Origin of the sequence: Devosia sp. WQ 349K1 (assembly GCF_016595685.1) — a bacterium.
Classification (GTDB): Bacteria; Pseudomonadota; Alphaproteobacteria; order Rhizobiales; family Devosiaceae; genus Devosia.
The window spans coordinates 343,223-360,926 of the sequence record NZ_JAENGO010000003.1; the positions used below are offsets into that span (position 1 = coordinate 343,223).

The following is a 17,704-nucleotide window of genomic DNA, read 5'->3' on the forward strand; positions in this document are numbered from 1 at the left end:
CACTAAAAGGGAGGGCGTTGAACAACGCTCTCCCGATCCCCGCGGCGGAACTCGCGGGACACAGAAGGGATGACAGCTGATGGCCTTCCTGCTTCGGCGCCTCGCATTCTATTTCGCCGCCTTTATCGTTGCTGCGACAATCAATTTCTTCCTGCCGCGCCTTATGCCCGGCGACCCTATCCAGATCATGTTTGCGAGCGCGGGTTCTGAACTCAGCCTGGAAAATCTGAACGCTCTGAAGCTGACATTTGGCTTCATCGATGCGCCGATTGGCGAGCAATATCTGGCCTATCTCAAGAGCGTGTTTACCGGCGATCTCGGCCGCTCGATCAAGTTTTTCCCTCTGCCCGTGACCGAGCTGCTGATGCGCGCTCTGGTGTGGACGCTTGGGCTAATGGGCCTCGCCACCGTTCTGTCCTTCGTCTTGGGTACCTTGCTCGGTGTTATGGCCGCTTGGCGTCGTGGCACGATATTCGACTCCTTTGTGTCCCTGCTGGCGATTTTCGCCAGCTCGGTTCCGGCCGTTGTGGTGTCGCTGGTGATGCTGTTCATCTTTGGCTACACGCTAAAATGGTTCCCCAATGGCTATGCGGCCGATCCGATGCTCGATCCTGCCTTTAGCGGAGAGTACATCTGGAGCGTCATTCGCCACGGCACACTGCCGCTGCTGACCATGCTGTTCGTCATGACCGGCGGCTTTGCCGTGACCATGCGCAACAATATGATCAACCTGTTGGGCGAAGACTACATCGTCATGGGTCGCGCCAAGGGCCTCTCCGACAATCGCGTCATGATCTGGTACGCGGCGCGTAACGCGCTCCTGCCGACCGTGTCGAGCCTTGCCATTGCATTGGGCACAGTCCTCGGTGGCGCGCTGGTGGTGGAAGTGGTGTTCAACTACCCTGGCCTCGGCAACACGCTCTACCAAGCCATTCTGGCTCGCGACTATCCCGTCATCCAAGGGCAGTTGCTGATCATGACCGCCGCAATGCTGGTCTCCAATTTTGTCGTCGATCTGAGCTATGTCCTGCTCGATCCGCGCTTGAAGAAGGCGTAAGTCATGGACCTGCTCAACCAACTCAAACATAACAAGAAAGCCGTGATTGGGCTTTCGCTGTTGTTCCTTATCATCCTCGTCGCGATCTTCGCGCCGTTCCTGACGGAATACAGCCCAACCCAGCGCGTTGGCCGTCCGCACCAGCCGCCTTCTGCGGACCACTGGTTGGGAACAACCCGCCTTGGGCATGACGTGTTCACCCGCCTGATCTATGGCGCCCGCGTTTCTCTCGCCGTGGGCTTTGGCGCAGGTCTGCTCATCACCGTGATTGGCACCGTGCTGGGCATTATTGCGGGCTATAAGGGCGGTGTGGTCGATGAAGTGATCAACTTCTTCACCAACATGGTCCTCGTTGTTCCCAACCTGCCGTTGTTGCTGGTTCTGGCCGCATTCATTGGTCAGGCTAGCCCCTTGGTAATCGCCCTTATTTTGGGGTTTACCTCATGGGCCTGGGGCGTGCGGGTCACCCGTTCGGAAACCCTTTCCATTCGCCAGCGCGACTATGTCAAATCCGCCGAAATGCTCGGTGAACCGGCATGGCGCATCATGGCGCTCGAGATTTTCCCGAACCTGATTTCCATCGTCGGCATCAATTTCATCGGCTCGGTCATTTACGCCGTCATCACCGAAGCCACGCTTGAATTCCTCGGCCTTGGCGATCCAAACACCGTCTCCTGGGGCATTATGCTGTTCAACGCGCAGAACGCTTCGGCGCTCTCGGTTGGCGCATGGTGGGATCTGCTCTCGCCGTGCTTTGCGCTGGCACTTCTGGGCCTCAGCCTCGCGCTCATCAACTTTGCCATCGACGAAATCGCCAATCCGCGTCTGCGCACCGGTGGCATGCTGACACGCTGGACCAGAATGGTCCGTCTTGGAGAGGGCAAGCTATGACCGATCCCGTTCTCTCAGTTCGTAACCTCAACATCGACTATATCGGCGCGGACAAGAATTTCAGCGCCGTTAAAGACGTCAGCTTCGACATCGCATCGGGCGAGTTTTTTGGCCTCGCTGGAGAGTCCGGCTGCGGCAAGAGCACGATCGCTTTTGCAATTAGCCGCCTGCATCGCCCCCCGGCCCTGATCCGTAAGGGCAGTGAGATTATCGTTGGCGGCCGCGATGTGCTGCAGCTCAACGACAAGGAGCTGAAAAGCTTCCGTTGGCGCGAAGTGGCCATGGTGTTCCAGAGCGCGATGAACTCGCTCAATCCGGTTTTGACCATCGCAGACCAGTTCTACGATGTGCTGAAAACTCACACCAAGGTTACCCGCGCCGAAGCCCGTGAGCGGGCAGCAGAACTGCTCAAGCTGGTCGACATTTCGCCGGATCGCCTCGACGCTTACCCGCACCAATGTTCGGGCGGCATGCGCCAACGTATTGTTATTGCTATCTGCTTGTCGCTCAATCCAAAGCTGCTGATCATGGATGAGCCAACCACAGCGCTCGACGTGGTAGTGCAGCGCGAAATCCTCCAGCGCATCGACGTGCTTCGGACGCGCCTAGGCTTTTCGGTGTTGTTCATTACCCATGACCTGGGTCTGATGGTGCAGGTCAGCGATCGCATTGGCATTATGCTCAACGGCGAGATGGTCGAATGCAACGACAGCCAGACGATCTATAATTCGCCCCAGCACGACTACACCAAGAAACTCTGGGCCTCGATGCCCAAGCTCCATGGCGAGCAAATCCGCCCGGAGGCATCGGCATGAGCCAGACCCCAGTTCTCGCACTCGACAACGTCTCCAAGGTTTTTGGTCGGGCCACCAATCCGGTCTATGCCGCGCGCTCGGTCAGCTTTGGCCTCCATGCCGGTCGCACCCTCGCTCTCGTGGGCGAAAGCGGCTCGGGCAAGACCACGGCGGCGCGCCTGATCATGCGTGAATATACGCCTGACGATGGGCAGCTGATGTTCAATGGCCAGCCGCTCGGCAAGGCCAATGCTAAGGCTCTCAAGGACTATCGTGCGTCGGTGCAGATGGTGTTTCAGGACCCCTTCTCGTCGCTGAACCCAACGCATACAATTTTCTACCATCTCGAGCGCCCGCTCAAACTGCATCAGAAGCAGCTCAACAAGGCGCAGCGCCAAGAGAAGGTGGAAGAGCTTCTGCATCGCGTCCGCCTCGACCCGGCGCTGGTGATGAAGAAATATCCGCACGAGCTATCGGGTGGTCAGCGTCAGCGTATTTCGATTGCCCGCGCTTTGGCAGTGAACCCCAAGGTCATCGTCGCGGATGAGCCAACGTCTATGCTCGACGTGTCAGTGCGCCTTGGCGTGCTAAACTTGCTTAACGATATGAAAAAGAACGACAATCTCGCTCTTCTCTATATCACCCACGACATCGCCACGGCCCGTTTCGTGGCCGAGGACATCATGGTGATGTATGCGGGGCAGATCGTCGAATGGGGCGCAACGGACAGCGTGCTGACCAATCCGCAGCACCCCTATACCCGCCTCTTGTTGGCGGCGGTGCCGGATCCGGATCGACGCTTCGATGCGGCGCAACCGGGTGAGCTAGAGCAGATCGAAGACATTCGCCGTCGCTCTGCCATGCCCCAATCTAATATTCACCAGATTGCCGAGAACCACTTCATCCGCCCAATGGCCGAATAAAATTTAGGAACGCGCGGGGGAAGCCTCGCGCGTTGCCCTTTCGGCGAGGATCGCCGTCAACAAAAAATACGGATCGGTCAAAGTTACAGCCCTCAGCCACGCCCTACGAATGGCATTGTAGTGGCCATTACGGTCATGGTGAGTACATTTGCGTCTAGGGGCAAATTTGCCATGTAGCTCACGGCCTTAGCGACGTGTTCGACGTCCATTGTTGGCTCAACCATGGTCTGGCCATTCGGCTGCAAAATGCCGGTGGTCATTGCTTTGGTCATGTCCGTTTGGGCGTTGCCGATATCGATCTGGCCAACCGCAATGTTGAAGGCGCGACCGTCTAGCGAGGAAGCCTTGGTCAGGCCGGAAATCGCATGTTTTGTAGCGGTATAGGGCGAGGAGTTCGGGCGGGGCGTTGTGGCTGAGATGGAGCCATTGTTGATGATCCGGCCGCCCTGTGGGGACTGCGCTTTGAACTGCTTAAAGGCGAACTGGGTGCAAAAAAATGCCCCGTCTAGGTTAGCAGACACGACATTGTGCCACTGTTCTTTTGTCAAATCTTCCAATGGGATAGGTGGCGCGCCCATGCCGGCGTTGTTGACCAGAAGATCAAGCCGGCCCCAATGGGTGATGACGGTTTGGAAGGCTGCTTCGACGGCGTCACGGTCGCCGATGTCGACTGGTACGGTGAGAGTCTGCTGGCCACTCGGGTCGAGTTCGTGCGCGGAATCTTCTAGGACGGCCAGGCGACGACCGAAGAGGGCGACGGAAAAACCATCTCTAAGCAAGGACTTAACGATTGCCTTGCCGATCCCCGTTCCTCCACCAGTGACGATTGCAACCTTGGTCATGACGCCCTCCCGTTTTGACTTATAGCCATATTCCATGGTTCCGCTTTTGTGTCTCTAGTCTTGTTACCCTATGGCGTTTGAGTGGCTTTTGGCTGGCATTTATGGGCCTGTGGCAGGGCCTTCACTTGGCACTTTGGTGCATTTTCGGGGCCCACGCATCGTATTCACATTGCACCGCAGGAACTGTGAAATTGATGGGCGCTGAACGTCGAAAATGAGGGGTGATTTTCAAGAATGCACGACGGAATGAAAATCAGCACAACTGTCACGATTGTGTTGTTTGAGGCTGACGGCTCACCCAAGGCAGGTTAGTTTTAGCCAACCCAAATTTCAGGCTGAGAGTGTCTCGTGCTCACTATTGAAACGCCGACCCCTGTTGTCGATCTCGACCGCGTTGATGCCAATCTGACTAAGATGCAGGCCTATGCCGATGCACATGGATTGAAACTGCGGCCGCATATTAAAACGCATAAGATCGTGCAGCTGGCGAAACGCCAGTTGGAGCTCGGGGCGGTGGGGATCACCTGCCAAAAATTGCAGGAAGCCGAAGTGATGGCGGATGCGGGGATCACAGATATTCTGATCTCTTATCCGCAGATCGGGTCTTTTAAAGCAGCACGCCTCGCTGAACTGGCAAAGCGCGCGGATATGACCGTCGCTGTCGATAGTGTCGAAGGCATTCAGACCGCCGCTGCTGCTGCCGAGGTTGCGGGAAAGCCGATCAAGATTCTCGTTGAGTTCGATAGCGGCATGAAGCGCACGGGCGTGCAGACCGTAGAACAGGCCACGGCTTTGGCGGTCGCGGTTGCGGCGGAGAAGAACCTTGTTCTCGAAGGTCTCATGACCTACCCGACCACGGAGCAGACCGCGCCTTTCGTGGCCGAGGCTAAAAAGCAGTTTGCGGATAAGGGACTTGAAATCCGCACGGTCTCAAGCGGCGGCACACCGAGCGCGTTCCAGACGCACAAGAGTGCGGGCGTGACGGAGCTGCGCGTCGGCACGTATATTTTCAATGACCGGATGATGATGGAAGCGGGTGCGGCAAAGCTCGAAGAGACCGCCTTGCATCTTTACGCAACGGTCGTCAGTCGTCCGACAGAAGACCGCGCCATTATCGACGCTGGCAGCAAGACGTTCACCAGCGACATGGCGGGTGGCAGTGCCAAGGGCCATGGCCTAGTGCTTGGATATCCGGACGCCATTATTGAGCGCATCAGCGAAGAGCACGGCATGCTCGACGTTTCAGCTTGCGCGACAAAACCTGTGGTTGGGGAAGTTCTGGAAATTGTACCGAACCACGTCTGTCCGGTCGTGAACCTGCATGACCGCCTCACGATTGTGCAAGGCGGCCAAGTGATTGGTGAGTGGAAGGTGGATGCACGAGGCCTGACGCGCTAAGCGTCAGCGACCGCGCAGGACCTCATCCACAAAGCGCAGATTGCCTGCGGTTAGACCGGCGTCGACAGGAATGGTGACGCCGGTCACGCCCGACGCAGCATCCGAAATCAAGAACAGCGCGGCATTGGCCACTTCTGTTGGACTGACCATGCGGCCCAAAGGATAGTGCGGCAACACATTGTCCAGAAGCGTACCATCGGCCGCGAGGCGATGATCCCAGGCCGGGGTGCGAACCGAACCGGGCGCCACGGTATTGGCGCGCACATTCTTCTCGCCATATTCAACAGCAATGCCCTTGGCATAGGCGACAAGGCCTGCCTTGGCCGCCGAGTAAGCCGGGTTGCCGTAATGGCCTAGCGCATTGACTGAGGTGACAAAGACAATGCTGCCCTTGTTCGCCGAGGCCATGGCTTCAGTGATCGGATCCACCAGCGCATAAGCGCCATTGAGATTGATCGCCATTTCGCTGGCCCAAACATCATCATTGAGATGACCAAAGTGTTCAGCGCGGGTGAAGCCGGCATTGGCGACCACACCATCGAGTGGGCCGTTGGCTTCCAGATAGGCGGAGATGGCGGCGCGCGTGGCTTTGGCATCGGCCTGATCGAACAGGACCGAACCTGCAATTGGCAGGCCCTCTAGATCTGCGGCGGTGCGGTCGGCACCGATGACCTTTGCACCAGCATCGGCAAAAACCTGCACCAGCGTGCGGCCAATGCCGCCGCCAGCGCCAGAAATCAGAACGGTTTTGCCATCAAGGCGAAACGGCGATTGGGACATGGGAGACGTCTCGGTTTAACTTATGGGCCTTTATAGGCGATGCAGTCGATTTCGACCTTGCAGTCGACCATCATGTGGCTCTGAACGGCGGAGCGGGCTGGTGGGTGTTCGCCAAAATAGCTCTTGTAAACCGCGTTAAAGCTCCAGAAGTCGCGCGGATCATCGAGCCAGACGCCACACTTGACGACATGCTCAAGCCCGTAGCCAGCTTCTTCGAGGATCGCGATGAGGTTCTTGATGGTCAGATGGGTCTGTTCGACAATCCCATGCCCAACAATTTCGCCATCTTTCATCGACACTTGGCCAGAGACAAAGAGGAAGCCATTGGCTTCAACAGCGCGGGCAAATGGCAAGTTTTGGCCACCAGCGCCTGCTTTCTCGGCTCCATAACGCTTGATCGGCATTCTGCACCTCCAAAACACGGATTTTATGTAACGGAATTTCGTTATTGAAGGCAGCATAACGGCAATTTCGCATCTGCGGCGATAAAATCGAACTCAGAATGTAAATTTCTTACGTGATCAGCGCAAAAACATGGTGTAGCGTTTGAAGACCTCAGCGCGACCAAAGTTTGGATAGAAAATTGCGCCTCTTCACTGCGGCCCTAGCGACCGAAACAAACACTTTTTCTCCCATCGCCGTCGATAAGCGCGCTTTCGAAGCATCACTTTATGCAAAACCGGGTGAGCACCCGGCGACGCCTACACTATGCAGCGCACCGATCACTGTTGGCCGTGAAGTGTGCGCGCGCGAAGGCTGGACGCTGATTGAGGGCTCGGCCAGTTGGGCAGACCCAGCTGGCATGGTGGCCCGCGCCACCTACGAAGAACTGCGCGACGAAATTCTGGAGCAGATCAAAGCTGCCCTGCCGCTGGACGGGCTGGTGCTGGGCCTCCACGGCGCGATGGTGGCGCAGGGCTATGACGACCCGGAAGGCGATTTCCTCTTCCGTGTGCGCGAAATCGTTGGGCCAGATGTGTTGATCTGCGCAGAGCTTGATCCGCATAGCCACCTCACCGCCAAGCGTGCAGTGCAGGCCAATTTCTTCGTCTACTTCAAAGAATTCCCGCACACCGATTTCGTCGATCGCGCGCGAGACCTTTGGGACATCGCGGTGAAGGCGCTCAAGGGCGAAGTCACGCCCCATATGAGCATTTTCGATTGCCGCATGATCGATGTGTTCCCAACCTCAAAGCAGCCGATGCGCGGCATTGTTGACCGCATGATGGAGATGGAAAAGACCATTCCGGGTCTGCTCTCGCTCTCGGTCGTACATGGCTTCATGGCAGGCGACGTGCCTGAAATGGGCACCAAGGTTGTCGCCATCACTGACAATAATCCCGCCCTCGGCGCGGAACTGACCGAAAAGGTCGGCCGCGAACTGTTCGATCTGCGCGGCACCTTCATGGTCAGCCAGGTGGACGAAAAGACTGCCGTGGCGCAGGCGCTTGCTGCAACGCAGTTTCCAGTGGTGATCGCCGACGTATGGGACAATCCGGGCGGCGGCACTTCGGGCGATGCCACCGTGCTCTTGGAAGAGTTCATGGCGCAGGGCGCAACTGGCCTTGCTGTGGGCACGATCTGGGACCCGATTGCGGTGCAGATTTGTTTTGCAGCGGGCGAAGGGGCAGAAATCCCCCTGCGCTTTGGGGCAAAATCGGCGCCGTTTACGGGCAGTCCTATTGACCGCACGGTGACCGTGAAGAAGCTCGTGCGCAATGCCGAGATGAAGTTTGGCGATAGTTTTGCGCCGTTTGGCGATAGCGTTTGGATCCACTTCGACGGGATCGATGTGATCCTCAACTCGACCCGCGCGCAGAGCTTTGACCCAAGCCTTTATTCGGTGATGGGAATTGACCCAACCAAGCAGAAATATCTGCTGATCAAGTCGACCAACCATTTCTACGACAGCTTTTCCAGAATAGCGTCGCAGATCATTTATTGCTCGGCAGGGAAACCCTATCCGAACAAGCCGGCTGAAACCAACTACCGCAAGGCACGTAAGGATATTTGGCCAATGGTCGCCAATCCTTGGGCGTAAGCAGCAGTTTTATTGAATTGAGAAGCGGGGTTTTGGCCCCGCTTTTTTTGTGTTGGCATGGGGGAGTTCTTGGGGGTGGGAAGGGCCCCTCATCCCCGAAGGGAGAGGTGAAGGGCGACTAGGGCTCGGGTGAAAGGAGGCCCCCTCACCCGGCCCTCTGGGCCGACCTCTCCCCCAGAGGGAGAGGTGAAGAGGTGTGCTCGCGTGGCGCCGGCATGGGCTGGCTTGGCGGACGATCTGGTTCGTCGCGGTCACGGTCTGGATCACCCGATCAAGTCGGGTGATGACGGGGTGGAGGGGTATGGGGAATTCTGTAGGGGCTGAAGGCCCCCTCACCCGGCCTGCGGCCGACCTCTCCCCCGAGGGAGAGGTGAGAGGTGTGCTCGCGTGGCGCCGTCATTGGCTGGCTTGGTGGGCGTTCTGGTTCGTCGCGGTCACGGTCTGGATCACCCGAGCAAGTCGGGTGATGACGGAGTGGAGGGTACGAGGATTTGTGTAGGGGCTGAAGGCCCCCTCACCCGGCCTGCGGCCGACCTCTCCCCCAGAGGGAGAGGTAAGAAAGGGAGAGGTGCGAAAGAGACGGGTAAGGAGCTTTAGTCGCCCAGTGGCTGGGCGTCGTCGCCGTCGCGGTGGATGACAAGCTGGTGCTTGATGCGGCGCATGCTGACGACGGCTTGCGGGCCGAGGCGGGCGGCGACCGTCTGGGAGAGAATGTCGAGCACGGCTAGGAAAGAGTAGCGGCTCGGCGTGGGCCGGAGAATGTCTTGATTTTCACGCCAGGTCACAGGCACGAAAATGTCCGCCTGCGCGGCCATGGGGGAATTGGCACGGGTGAGCACTACGCAGGTGGCGCCGTATTCCTTGGCCACCGAGATCGCATTGACGAGCGGCATGTTATTGCCCGAGAGCGAAAAGGCGACGACCACGCTTTCCGCTGGAGCGGAGGCAGCCCGCATCATCTGCATTTGATGGTCAACCGAGGATGCCACCTTAAGACCCAGCCGGAAGAAGCGGGCTTCGGTTTCCGTGGCCAGCATGGAGGACGCGCCGCCAGAGCCAAAGGTCATGACGAAACTGGCCCGCACGATGGCTTCGGCCGCGCTATCGATGGCATCGAAATCGCAAGTCTCGAAGGTGTCGTACACCGTCGATTGAATGCCGTTGATGACGCCTTGGGCGATTTCGCGCACGCTGGACGGACCAGACGAGGGTGCAAAATAGCGCTGACCGACGAAGCGGGACTGTGCCAGACGGACTTTAAAATCTGCGTAGCTGTCGCAGCCGAGGCGGCGGCAGAAACGTGTCACCGTTGGCGGCGACACGTCAGCTTGGGCGGCCAAGTCCACGATGGACATTTTGAGAGCGCCATCGACGTCTGCAAGAACGATATCTGTCAACACGCGCTCTGAGCGTGTGAAGCTATCCTTCTCGGTCTGTAGCATTCCCACTAGGTCCAGCATGAACTTACCCCGCTAATGTCGTAGCGGCTTAGTACACAGCCAGACCGTTGGCGTCGAACAGGTGAACCTGTGCCAAATCGAAGCCCTGTGTAACCTTCTGCCCATCGGCCAGGTTCGGATTGCCTTCGAAGAGGCCGATGAAGTTTTCACCAGCAGGCAGGGTCGAATAGGTAATCGAGTGAATGCCAAGCTGTTCGACAATGCTCGGGGTGACTTCGATTTTGAAATCGCCGCCATTGAGCTTGAGGTGTTCAGGACGAATGCCCAAGGTCACCTGCTGGCCAACAATCGCGGTGCTGGTGCGCGGCAGACCGATGGTGCCCAGAGCACCTAGGTCGACCTGAGCGGTCGTGCCATCAGCCGAAGTTACCTTGCCGGTGATGAAGTTCATCTTGGGCGAGCCAATGAAGCCAGCCACGAAGAGATTGTCAGGCTTGTGGTACAGCTCGAGCGGGGAGCCGACCTGAGCAATATTGCCGTGATCGAGGACGACGATCTTGTCGGCCATGGTCATGGCTTCAACCTGATCGTGGGTCACGTAGATCATGGTCGAGCCGAGGCGCTTGTGCAGCTCCATAAGCTCGATACGCATTTCCGAACGAAGCGCTGCGTCAAGGTTGGAGAGCGGTTCGTCGAAGAGGAAAATCTTAGGCTGGCGGACGATCGCGCGACCGATCGCAACGCGCTGGCGCTGACCACCAGACAACTGGCCCGGACGGTGCTGCAAACGGCTTTCCAGCTGGAGCACCTTGGCGGCGGCGGCGATGCGCTTGTCGACTTCGGCCTGCGGCAGTTTTTCAACGCGCAGCGGGAAGGCGATGTTTTCATACACCGACATATGCGGGTAGAGCGCATAGGACTGGAACACCATGGCAATGCCACGCTGAACCGGGGGAAGATCGTTGACGGGCTTACCGCCAATTTCGATGGAGCCCGAGGTGACGTCCTCTAGGCCCGCAATCATGCGGAGGAGCGTGGACTTGCCGCAACCAGATGGGCCGACGAAGACCACGAATTCGCCTTCGGCGACGTCCAGATCAATGCCTTTAATGATGCGTGCTTCATTAAAGGACTTTTCGAGGTTTTTGAGGCTCAACTGCGACATGGTTGTCGGCTCCCGACGGCATTATTCTCTCTTGGGTGCCGCCGCCCCGGTTGGCAGGGCGGCGACTAGGTCGGACAGACCTTACTTGTACTGCTCGAGTTCGCCGGCAGCCTTTTCGAGGGCCGCAGCTGGCTCAGCAGCGCCGGTGACAACCGACTGAACCAATTCGATCATGACGTTCTGCAGGCCGATGTAGTCAGCAAACAGAGGCTCTGGACCACCAAACTCGATACCGTCGAGGAATGGCTTCCAGTATGGCTTGGCAGCAACCATTTCGTCGGTCTGTGGCTGGAGTGGACGCAGTGGGGTCAGACCCTGAGCCATTTCAGCTGCGAACTGGCGTTCACCGTCGGTGAGGAACTTGGCAAGGCTGATAGCCTGTTCTTCAACACCGGTGCCCTTGAAGATTGCGAGAGCGTCGGTGATCAGGAGCGTGCCTGGACCCTGAGCGTCTGGACCACGTGGAAGGTCAGCAACACCCCAGTTCATGCCAGCTTCAGTCGCCAGGTTTGCAGCACCTGGGGACGCTTCGATCATGGCAACGCCACCATCGAGCCAGATCGCGCGAACTTCATTCTGTTCGTAAGCGGTTGGGCCTTCTTCCGAGTAAGGAACGATTGCCTTGATCGCTTCGAGAGCGGCCAGAACCTGTGGCGAGTTCAGGGTGATGTTGCCTTCAGCATCGATCACCGAACCATTGTTGGTGTAAACCCAGTGGAGGAACTGGTGCATGGTGTTGTCGAAGGTCTTGGCGACCAGACCATAGCCAGCAGCGTCGGTCTTTTCGGTGATCTGCTTAGCGAAAGCGATCTTTTCTTCCCAAGTCTTCGGTGGGGTTTCTGGATCGAGGCCAGCTGCGGTGAACAGGTCCTTGTTCCAGTAGAAAGCTTTGGTCGAGAACGCGACTGGAACGCCCCACTGGGTGCCGTCGAAGGTTACGGTGTCCGGTACGTAGTTGTAGTATGACGCCTTTTCTTCTTCAGTCATTGGGACTTCGACGATGAGGTCGTTGTCAGCAAACTGCTTGAGAGCGCGCGAACCGACGTAAGCCATAGCAACTGGGGTACCAGCAGCAGCGAGCGTGGTTACCTTGTCCTGGCACTGGCCCCAGCCAACGATTTCCGGAACGATCTTGAAGCCTGGGTTGGCAGCTTCCCACTCAGCGAAGCTTTCAGCATAGCCTTCAGTGAGTTCGTCACCGCAGTTGATGAAAGTGATTTCTTTGTCCTGCGCATAGGCAGCGGGTGTGGCAACGGCCACAGCCAGCAGGGATGCAGCAAGCAAACCAGATGTCTTCAGCATATTAGTCTCCCTTAAAAATGGGCCCCTTCGCCCATAGTTACTGTTTCACGGCACCAGCTGTGAGGCCGGCGACGAGATATCGCTGCAGGAACACGATGACGATCATGACCGGCAGAATTCCGATGAAGGACGCAGCCATCAACTCGTTCCAGATGACTTCCTGCTTGCCGAAGAAGGCGAAGAGGCCAACCGGCAGCGGCATGAATTCGGTCTTGGAGTTGAAGGTCAGCGCGAAAATGAACTGCTGCGCATAGGCACCGATGAAGGTCATGATGGCGACCACAACAATGCCCGGCATAGCCAATGGCAGGATGACGCGACGCAGAGTGTAGAGACGGCTCGCACCATCAACCCATGCGGCTTCGTCCAGCTCCTTGGGAATGCGCATCATATAGGTGCGCAGCAGCCAGATGGAGGACGGGATGAGGAAGGCCGCACCCGGCACAATCATCGCCCAGTAAGTGTTCAGAAGGCCCAGACCGCGCATCAGACGGAACAGCGGGATGAGTAGAACTGCACCCGAGAACATGTTCACGGCCAAGAACGCACCCAAGAGCATTGCCGACCCGGTGAACGGGAAGCGGGCAAAGGCATAGGCCGCAGGCACCACCACCGCGATCACCACAATGGTGACGACTGTGGAGATAAAGAAGGAGTTGAAGATGTGCATGCCTAGGGCCGGCACAGACTTCCACATGGTGAAGTAGGCGTCGAACGAGCCGTTCTTCGGGATGAAGCTATAAGGCGTCGAGAACAGCTGCGAGAGTGGCTTGAGCGAGACCAAGAACCCTTCAATGAAGGGCGCCAGGACGAAGAACAAGAACACAGCAATACCAGCGTAGAGCGACGCGATTTCGTACCATTTGTAGCGGTCGATCATCGGCTTGGAAGCGCGAACTTTTACGCGCTTCGGCTTGACGGTTGCAGGGCTGTCGACAGCCGCGACTTCGGTGGTGCGAGCGACGTCACTCATTTGGCTTCTCCCTGCTGGAGCTTACGGACGGCACGGAAGTAGACGAGGCAGAAGGCAATCACGAAGATAGAGATCACCACAGCACGCGCTGCGCCTTCGCCGTATTTGCGGCTACCAATTGCAGTCTTGTAGGTGTCGATGATCATCGTGGTCGTCGAGTTAGACGGACCGCCCTGCGTCAAGATCCAGATGATGTCGAACGAATTGAAGGTTGCGATCAGCGACAGCAAGCTCATGGTGATGATCGCAGGGATCATCATTGGAACGGTGATGCGGCGGAAGCGATAGAAGCGCCCTGCCCCGTCGGTCCAGGCAGCCTCATAGAGGTCCTTCGGGATCGACTGCATTGCCGCGAGGAAATAGATGGTGACCATCGGTACACCGATCCAAACGTCGGTGACGATTGTTGCCCAGAATGCTGTGTCGCCATAAGCGAGGAAGGCAATCGGACCATTGGTCAGGCCGAAGTTCTGCAGCAGACCGGAGATCATGCCGAACTGGCCGTTATACATCCAACCCCACATAAAGATGCCGATCGACATGGGCACAACCCAAGGCGGCATGGTCAGGATACGGAATAAGGTCTGGCCCGGGATGGCGGCGTTCAAAAGTACCGCGCCAAACATGCCGACGATCATCTTGATGGACACCGAGAAGAAGGTCCAGATGAAGGTACGGATGATGACTTCAGTGAAATTGCCCGCACCAAAGATGCGCTGGTAGTTGGCCCAGCCGACCCAATCATAACTCGCCTTCAACGATGCGTTCGTGAAGGAAAGGACAATCGTGTCTACCAGCGGGTAGGCCACGATCGTTAAAATGTAGATCAACGCCGGGGCCAGCAGTGCCAGAGCGAAGAGGGTTGCGCTACGGGTACTGGTCATATGGCGTTCTCCTTACGCGTCGTTGCCGAGAGCGGCGTCGAAACGACGCCAGATCGGGGCCATATCGACCACGGTTTTAGTATTCATCGCTTCGTCCATGCACAAAGCGACCAAGCCTGCTTCAAGAGCGTCAGTCACCGAAACCGGGAGCGGCGCGCCTTCCAAGCAATGCTTGAGAATGTCTACTGCCATCTGCTCATCGGCACCGTAGTGCGAGGAGAGGTCAGAGACGATGTATTCCTTGTCGATGAGGCGCTCAGAGGTGCGCGCATCGGTGACCTGGAAGTAGTTGCGGACGAAATCACCTTCAGCCATGCCCTTGGCGCCAATGACGGCGAAATGACGGAAGTCATGGGGTACGTTGAGGTTGGTGTGGAAGCTCAGGGCTGCGCCATTTTCGTATTGAACAATAGCGGCCTGATAGTCGATGAGATCACCATCACTATCGAAAACACTGTCGCCAGCTTCCCAGCCGGAAGGCTTGCGGTAATAGACCTCAAGATCGTTGATACCAGCGTTTTGCGGTGCGTTTTCCGGGGTGAAGCTGCGACGGCCGCCAAAGCTGGAGACGTAGCGCGCACGGCACCCCATGACGCCATTATACAGATCAATGTCATGGCAGCATTTTTCGAGCATGAAGCCGCCAGCATATTTGCCGTGACGGCGCCAATCGCGCATGAAGAAGCCACCGTGATAGGGCGGAATATGTTCGGACGCTTCGATGGACGCAATATTGCCCAGCTGGCCTTCGGCCTGCGCGCGGCGGAGGTCGACATAAAGGGGCGCATAACGCAGCACCAGACCAACCATGACATTGTCTGAGCCGTACTGAGCAATCAGCTCAGCCAGCGCCATCGTGTCTTCGACCGAGGTCACCACTGGCTTTTCAGAGAAAATTTTCATTCCGCGTTCGAGACCGATGCGGATGTAGTCGAGATGGGTGTGATTGGGCGAACCAATCATCAGCAGGTCCAGATTGCCCTGATCGATCAGGTCTTCGATGCTGTCGTAGGCCTGGCCGACGTTGACGCCATGTTCTTGTGTATAGGGAAGGCCCGCAGGAGCAGGGTCCACATATCCGACGATCTCAAATTCGGACGAAGCCAGAGTGAATACTCTGGAGAGATAACCCAGCCGATAACCGAGGCCGACGATACCTACGCGCATACTTTGAATTCCCTACCCTGATCGTTCTCCGGTCAGCCCCTCAGCCCACCAGATTTGTGTAAACGATTTTCAAGACTAGTCAGCGAGGGTAAGGATTGTCAACTGGGTTTACGGTTGAAAATAATACCAATCTGAACCGCCCGGAATTCCGCCAGTTGTGCTTGTATAACTGCAACTTAGCCTAAGAATTAGGCGCGTTGCTCACACAATCCTTGTAGACAAGAAACAAATGCGGAGGCACAGTCATGCGATTGGCATCATCCTAACCCTTTCAGAGGGAATAGGTATCCTGTCGATGACTGAAAATTTTTAACAGAGAAGACGCACGTCCCTCAACCGCTATGGTAAGAGTATAATGTCCCTGTCGCAGAACCCATTTCCCAACGATCCTGATCGCAGTGCAATCTGGACCATGCTGGTTCCGCGCGATATCGAGGCCTATGTTAAGGCCGATTGGTCTATGGTGGAAGGTGACTTTGTCGCCGATGATTTTTTCGGCGTGAACGGCAATGGCAAGGATAATCCAGACGGCTGGACGATCAGCTATCCGACCCTTGAACTCTATCGCGATGAATGGCTTCGGCAGGCGCGCGAAGGCCAGTCCGTTGACTATGCCGAAGACCAAGAAGCCGGCATTCACCGCGCAACGAGCCTGACCGAAATCGAAATCACCGGTGAGCGCGCGATTGCACACAAGAAGTTTGATGGCGAGATCAAGCGCGCGGATGGCGGGGTTGATCGCCTGAACTGGCAGACCGTCTATTTCTGCCGCAATGTCGGTGGTGAGTGGAAGCTGACCGGCTTTATCGGCTATCTCCCCTACCCGATGGGTAAGCTCATCTAATTTCCTAACTTCAGCCACCCAGCTCAGCGCCTTCCGTGCGAGCGGGTGGCGTCGGGCGTTTCGAACCGGACATTTTTCATGTCTTTTCTATCGCCACAACGCCTCGTCATGCTGGTCTTTTTCCTCCAGCCTGTCGCCTATGGCTCCTGGCTCCCCCGTATTCCAGAAATTCAAAATGCGCTTGGCATGAGCCATGCCGACTTGGCTGTCGCGCTGCTCGGCATGCCCTTGGGCACGTTGCTGACCTTGCCAGTGGCTGGGCCCATCGTTGGGAAAATTGGCGCCCGCAGAGCGATTCTGATTGGGTTTGTGTTCTATTCTCTTGCGGTGTTGCTGCCGGTTCTGGCGGCAAGTCCGCTGATGCTTTTTGCGGCACTGATGCTCGCCGGCTCGTCGATTTCGTTTGTTGAACTTGGCCTCAACGTTCAGGCGGATCTTGAAGAAAAAAGCTCGGGCAAATTGATCATGAATACCTCCCATGGCTTTTGGGCCGTGGGGATCATGGTGGGGAGCCTTGTCGGCTCTGGCTTTGCCGCACTTGGTGTGGCGCCGCAGCACGCCGTGCCGATGTTGTCGGCGCTGGTGTTGCCCATTGCCCTATTGGCTGGCGCTGCTTTGCCGGCATTGGCCGATACGGCAACTCAGCGCGACACCAAGAAATCGGCTTGGTCGCTACCGAGCCCTGCATTGATTGGTATTTGCCTGTTTGTTTTCGGCATCACCATGAGCGAAGGCGCCATGGCGGACTGGTCTGCCATCTTCCTGCGTGAAGCGCTCGGCGCTGAAGGCGGTTTTGTCGGTCTCGGCTATTCGCTCTTTGCCTTCATGGTTGCTGCAGGACGGTTTGGCGGTGATACGCTCAAGCGCAAATTTGGTCCTGTCGGGACGGCGCGCCTCTGCGGATCGCTCGCTGTGCTGGGCGGCCTGACACTGTTCTTTGCGCCGACAATCGAGATTGCTCTTCTCGGCTTTGGCATTCTGGGCCTTGGACTATCGGTTGGGTTCCCGCTGGCTGTGACTGCGGCGGCGGACATTGGCGACCGAGCGGCCTCAGCCAATGTGGCCGTCCTGTCCTTTGTTGCGCTCACCGGGTTTCTGGTTGGCCCACCGCTTATTGGATTTGTGGCGCAAGTCACTGACATTCGTTTCGGCATCGCTTGCGTTGTGCCGTTTCTACTCATCAGCCTATTCCTGACCGGACGCCTGAGAGAGCGTTCGGCAGTCAGCTCTACCTAAGGGAGGA

17 protein-coding genes are annotated in these 17,704 nt (G+C 57.2%); 8 read left to right on the forward strand and 9 right to left on the reverse strand.

Features of this window, described 5'->3' with window-relative positions:
* Positions 1–79: 79 nt before the first annotated feature.
* From JHL21_RS07740 to JHL21_RS07755, 4 genes are read left to right on the forward strand one after another with little or no spacing between them, the layout of a single operon-like run.
* Complete coding sequence (locus JHL21_RS07740) at positions 80–1,057, forward strand: ABC transporter permease (RefSeq protein WP_169194581.1); 978 nt, start codon at positions 80–82, stop codon at positions 1,055–1,057.
* A 3-nt stretch (positions 1,058–1,060) separates the two neighbouring features.
* Positions 1,061–1,948 carry an ABC transporter permease gene (locus tag JHL21_RS07745; RefSeq protein WP_200212841.1) on the forward strand — a complete coding sequence of 296 codons (888 nt, stop codon included), beginning with the start codon at positions 1,061–1,063 and terminating at the stop codon, positions 1,946–1,948.
* Positions 1,945–2,763, forward strand: coding sequence for an ABC transporter ATP-binding protein (locus JHL21_RS07750; RefSeq protein WP_200212843.1), 819 nt, complete (start codon positions 1,945–1,947; stop codon positions 2,761–2,763). Before JHL21_RS07745 ends, JHL21_RS07750 begins: the two co-directional genes overlap by 4 nt.
* A complete protein-coding gene (locus tag JHL21_RS07755; protein WP_200212845.1) occupies positions 2,760–3,665 on the forward strand; it encodes an ABC transporter ATP-binding protein in 906 nt (301 codons plus the stop codon). Before JHL21_RS07750 ends, JHL21_RS07755 begins: the two co-directional genes overlap by 4 nt.
* Before the next feature lie 92 nt (positions 3,666–3,757).
* On the opposite strand, the gene JHL21_RS07760 is transcribed toward JHL21_RS07755, so the two are convergent.
* Positions 3,758–4,507 carry an SDR family oxidoreductase gene (locus JHL21_RS07760; protein ID WP_200212847.1) on the reverse strand — a complete coding sequence of 250 codons (750 nt, stop codon included), beginning with the start codon at positions 4,505–4,507 and terminating at the stop codon, positions 3,758–3,760.
* 348 nt (positions 4,508–4,855) lie between these two features.
* Between JHL21_RS07760 and JHL21_RS07765 the strand changes: the two genes are divergently transcribed.
* Complete coding sequence (locus JHL21_RS07765) at positions 4,856–5,905, forward strand: alanine racemase (RefSeq protein WP_367948168.1); 1,050 nt, start codon at positions 4,856–4,858, stop codon at positions 5,903–5,905.
* A 3-nt stretch (positions 5,906–5,908) separates the two neighbouring features.
* Here JHL21_RS07765 and JHL21_RS07770 read toward each other — a convergent pair whose 3' ends face one another.
* Both JHL21_RS07770 and JHL21_RS07775 read right to left on the reverse strand, forming a co-directional pair.
* Positions 5,909–6,685, reverse strand: coding sequence for an SDR family NAD(P)-dependent oxidoreductase (locus JHL21_RS07770; RefSeq protein WP_169194576.1), 777 nt, complete (start codon positions 6,683–6,685; stop codon positions 5,909–5,911).
* 20 nt (positions 6,686–6,705) lie between these two features.
* A complete protein-coding gene (locus JHL21_RS07775) occupies positions 6,706–7,089 on the reverse strand; it encodes a RidA family protein (protein ID WP_169194575.1) in 384 nt (127 codons plus the stop codon).
* Positions 7,090–7,268: 179 nt separating this feature from the next.
* Between JHL21_RS07775 and JHL21_RS07780 the strand changes: the two genes are divergently transcribed.
* Positions 7,269–8,726 carry a M81 family metallopeptidase gene (locus tag JHL21_RS07780; RefSeq protein WP_200212849.1) on the forward strand — a complete coding sequence of 486 codons (1,458 nt, stop codon included), beginning with the start codon at positions 7,269–7,271 and terminating at the stop codon, positions 8,724–8,726.
* A gap of 593 nt (positions 8,727–9,319) precedes the next feature.
* Here the strand turns inward: JHL21_RS07780 and JHL21_RS07785 are convergent.
* The 6 genes from JHL21_RS07785 to JHL21_RS07810 all read right to left on the reverse strand — a co-directional run bounded on the left by JHL21_RS07785 (position 9,320) and on the right by JHL21_RS07810 (position 15,617).
* A complete protein-coding gene (locus JHL21_RS07785) occupies positions 9,320–10,186 on the reverse strand; it encodes a MurR/RpiR family transcriptional regulator (RefSeq protein ID WP_200212851.1) in 867 nt (288 codons plus the stop codon).
* A gap of 28 nt (positions 10,187–10,214) precedes the next feature.
* On the reverse strand, positions 10,215–11,291 hold the full coding sequence (locus JHL21_RS07790; protein WP_199531370.1) for an ABC transporter ATP-binding protein: 1,077 nt from the start codon (positions 11,289–11,291) through the stop codon (positions 10,215–10,217).
* 81 nt (positions 11,292–11,372) lie between these two features.
* Positions 11,373–12,593 (reverse strand): ABC transporter substrate-binding protein, encoded by a 1,221-nt coding sequence (locus JHL21_RS07795; protein WP_169194571.1) that lies wholly within the window; start codon positions 12,591–12,593, stop codon positions 11,373–11,375.
* A 37-nt stretch (positions 12,594–12,630) separates the two neighbouring features.
* Positions 12,631–13,473: a carbohydrate ABC transporter permease gene (locus JHL21_RS07800; protein WP_182395917.1), complete on the reverse strand. Its 843-nt coding sequence runs from the start codon at positions 13,471–13,473 to the stop codon at positions 12,631–12,633.
* Positions 13,474–13,562: 89 nt separating this feature from the next.
* Positions 13,563–14,450, reverse strand: coding sequence for a carbohydrate ABC transporter permease (locus JHL21_RS07805; RefSeq protein WP_169194570.1), 888 nt, complete (start codon positions 14,448–14,450; stop codon positions 13,563–13,565).
* A 12-nt stretch (positions 14,451–14,462) separates the two neighbouring features.
* Positions 14,463–15,617, reverse strand: coding sequence for a Gfo/Idh/MocA family protein (locus tag JHL21_RS07810; protein ID WP_199531369.1), 1,155 nt, complete (start codon positions 15,615–15,617; stop codon positions 14,463–14,465).
* Positions 15,618–15,972: 355 nt separating this feature from the next.
* Between JHL21_RS07810 and JHL21_RS07815 the strand changes: the two genes are divergently transcribed.
* Both JHL21_RS07815 and JHL21_RS07820 read left to right on the forward strand, forming a co-directional pair.
* Positions 15,973–16,461 carry a hypothetical protein gene (locus JHL21_RS07815; protein WP_200212853.1) on the forward strand — a complete coding sequence of 163 codons (489 nt, stop codon included), beginning with the start codon at positions 15,973–15,975 and terminating at the stop codon, positions 16,459–16,461.
* Positions 16,462–16,539: 78 nt separating this feature from the next.
* The gene (locus tag JHL21_RS07820) at positions 16,540–17,697 is read left to right on the forward strand and encodes an MFS transporter (protein WP_254081968.1); all 1,158 of its coding nucleotides are present in this window, start codon (positions 16,540–16,542) and stop codon (positions 17,695–17,697) included.
* Positions 17,698–17,704 lie beyond the last annotated feature (7 nt).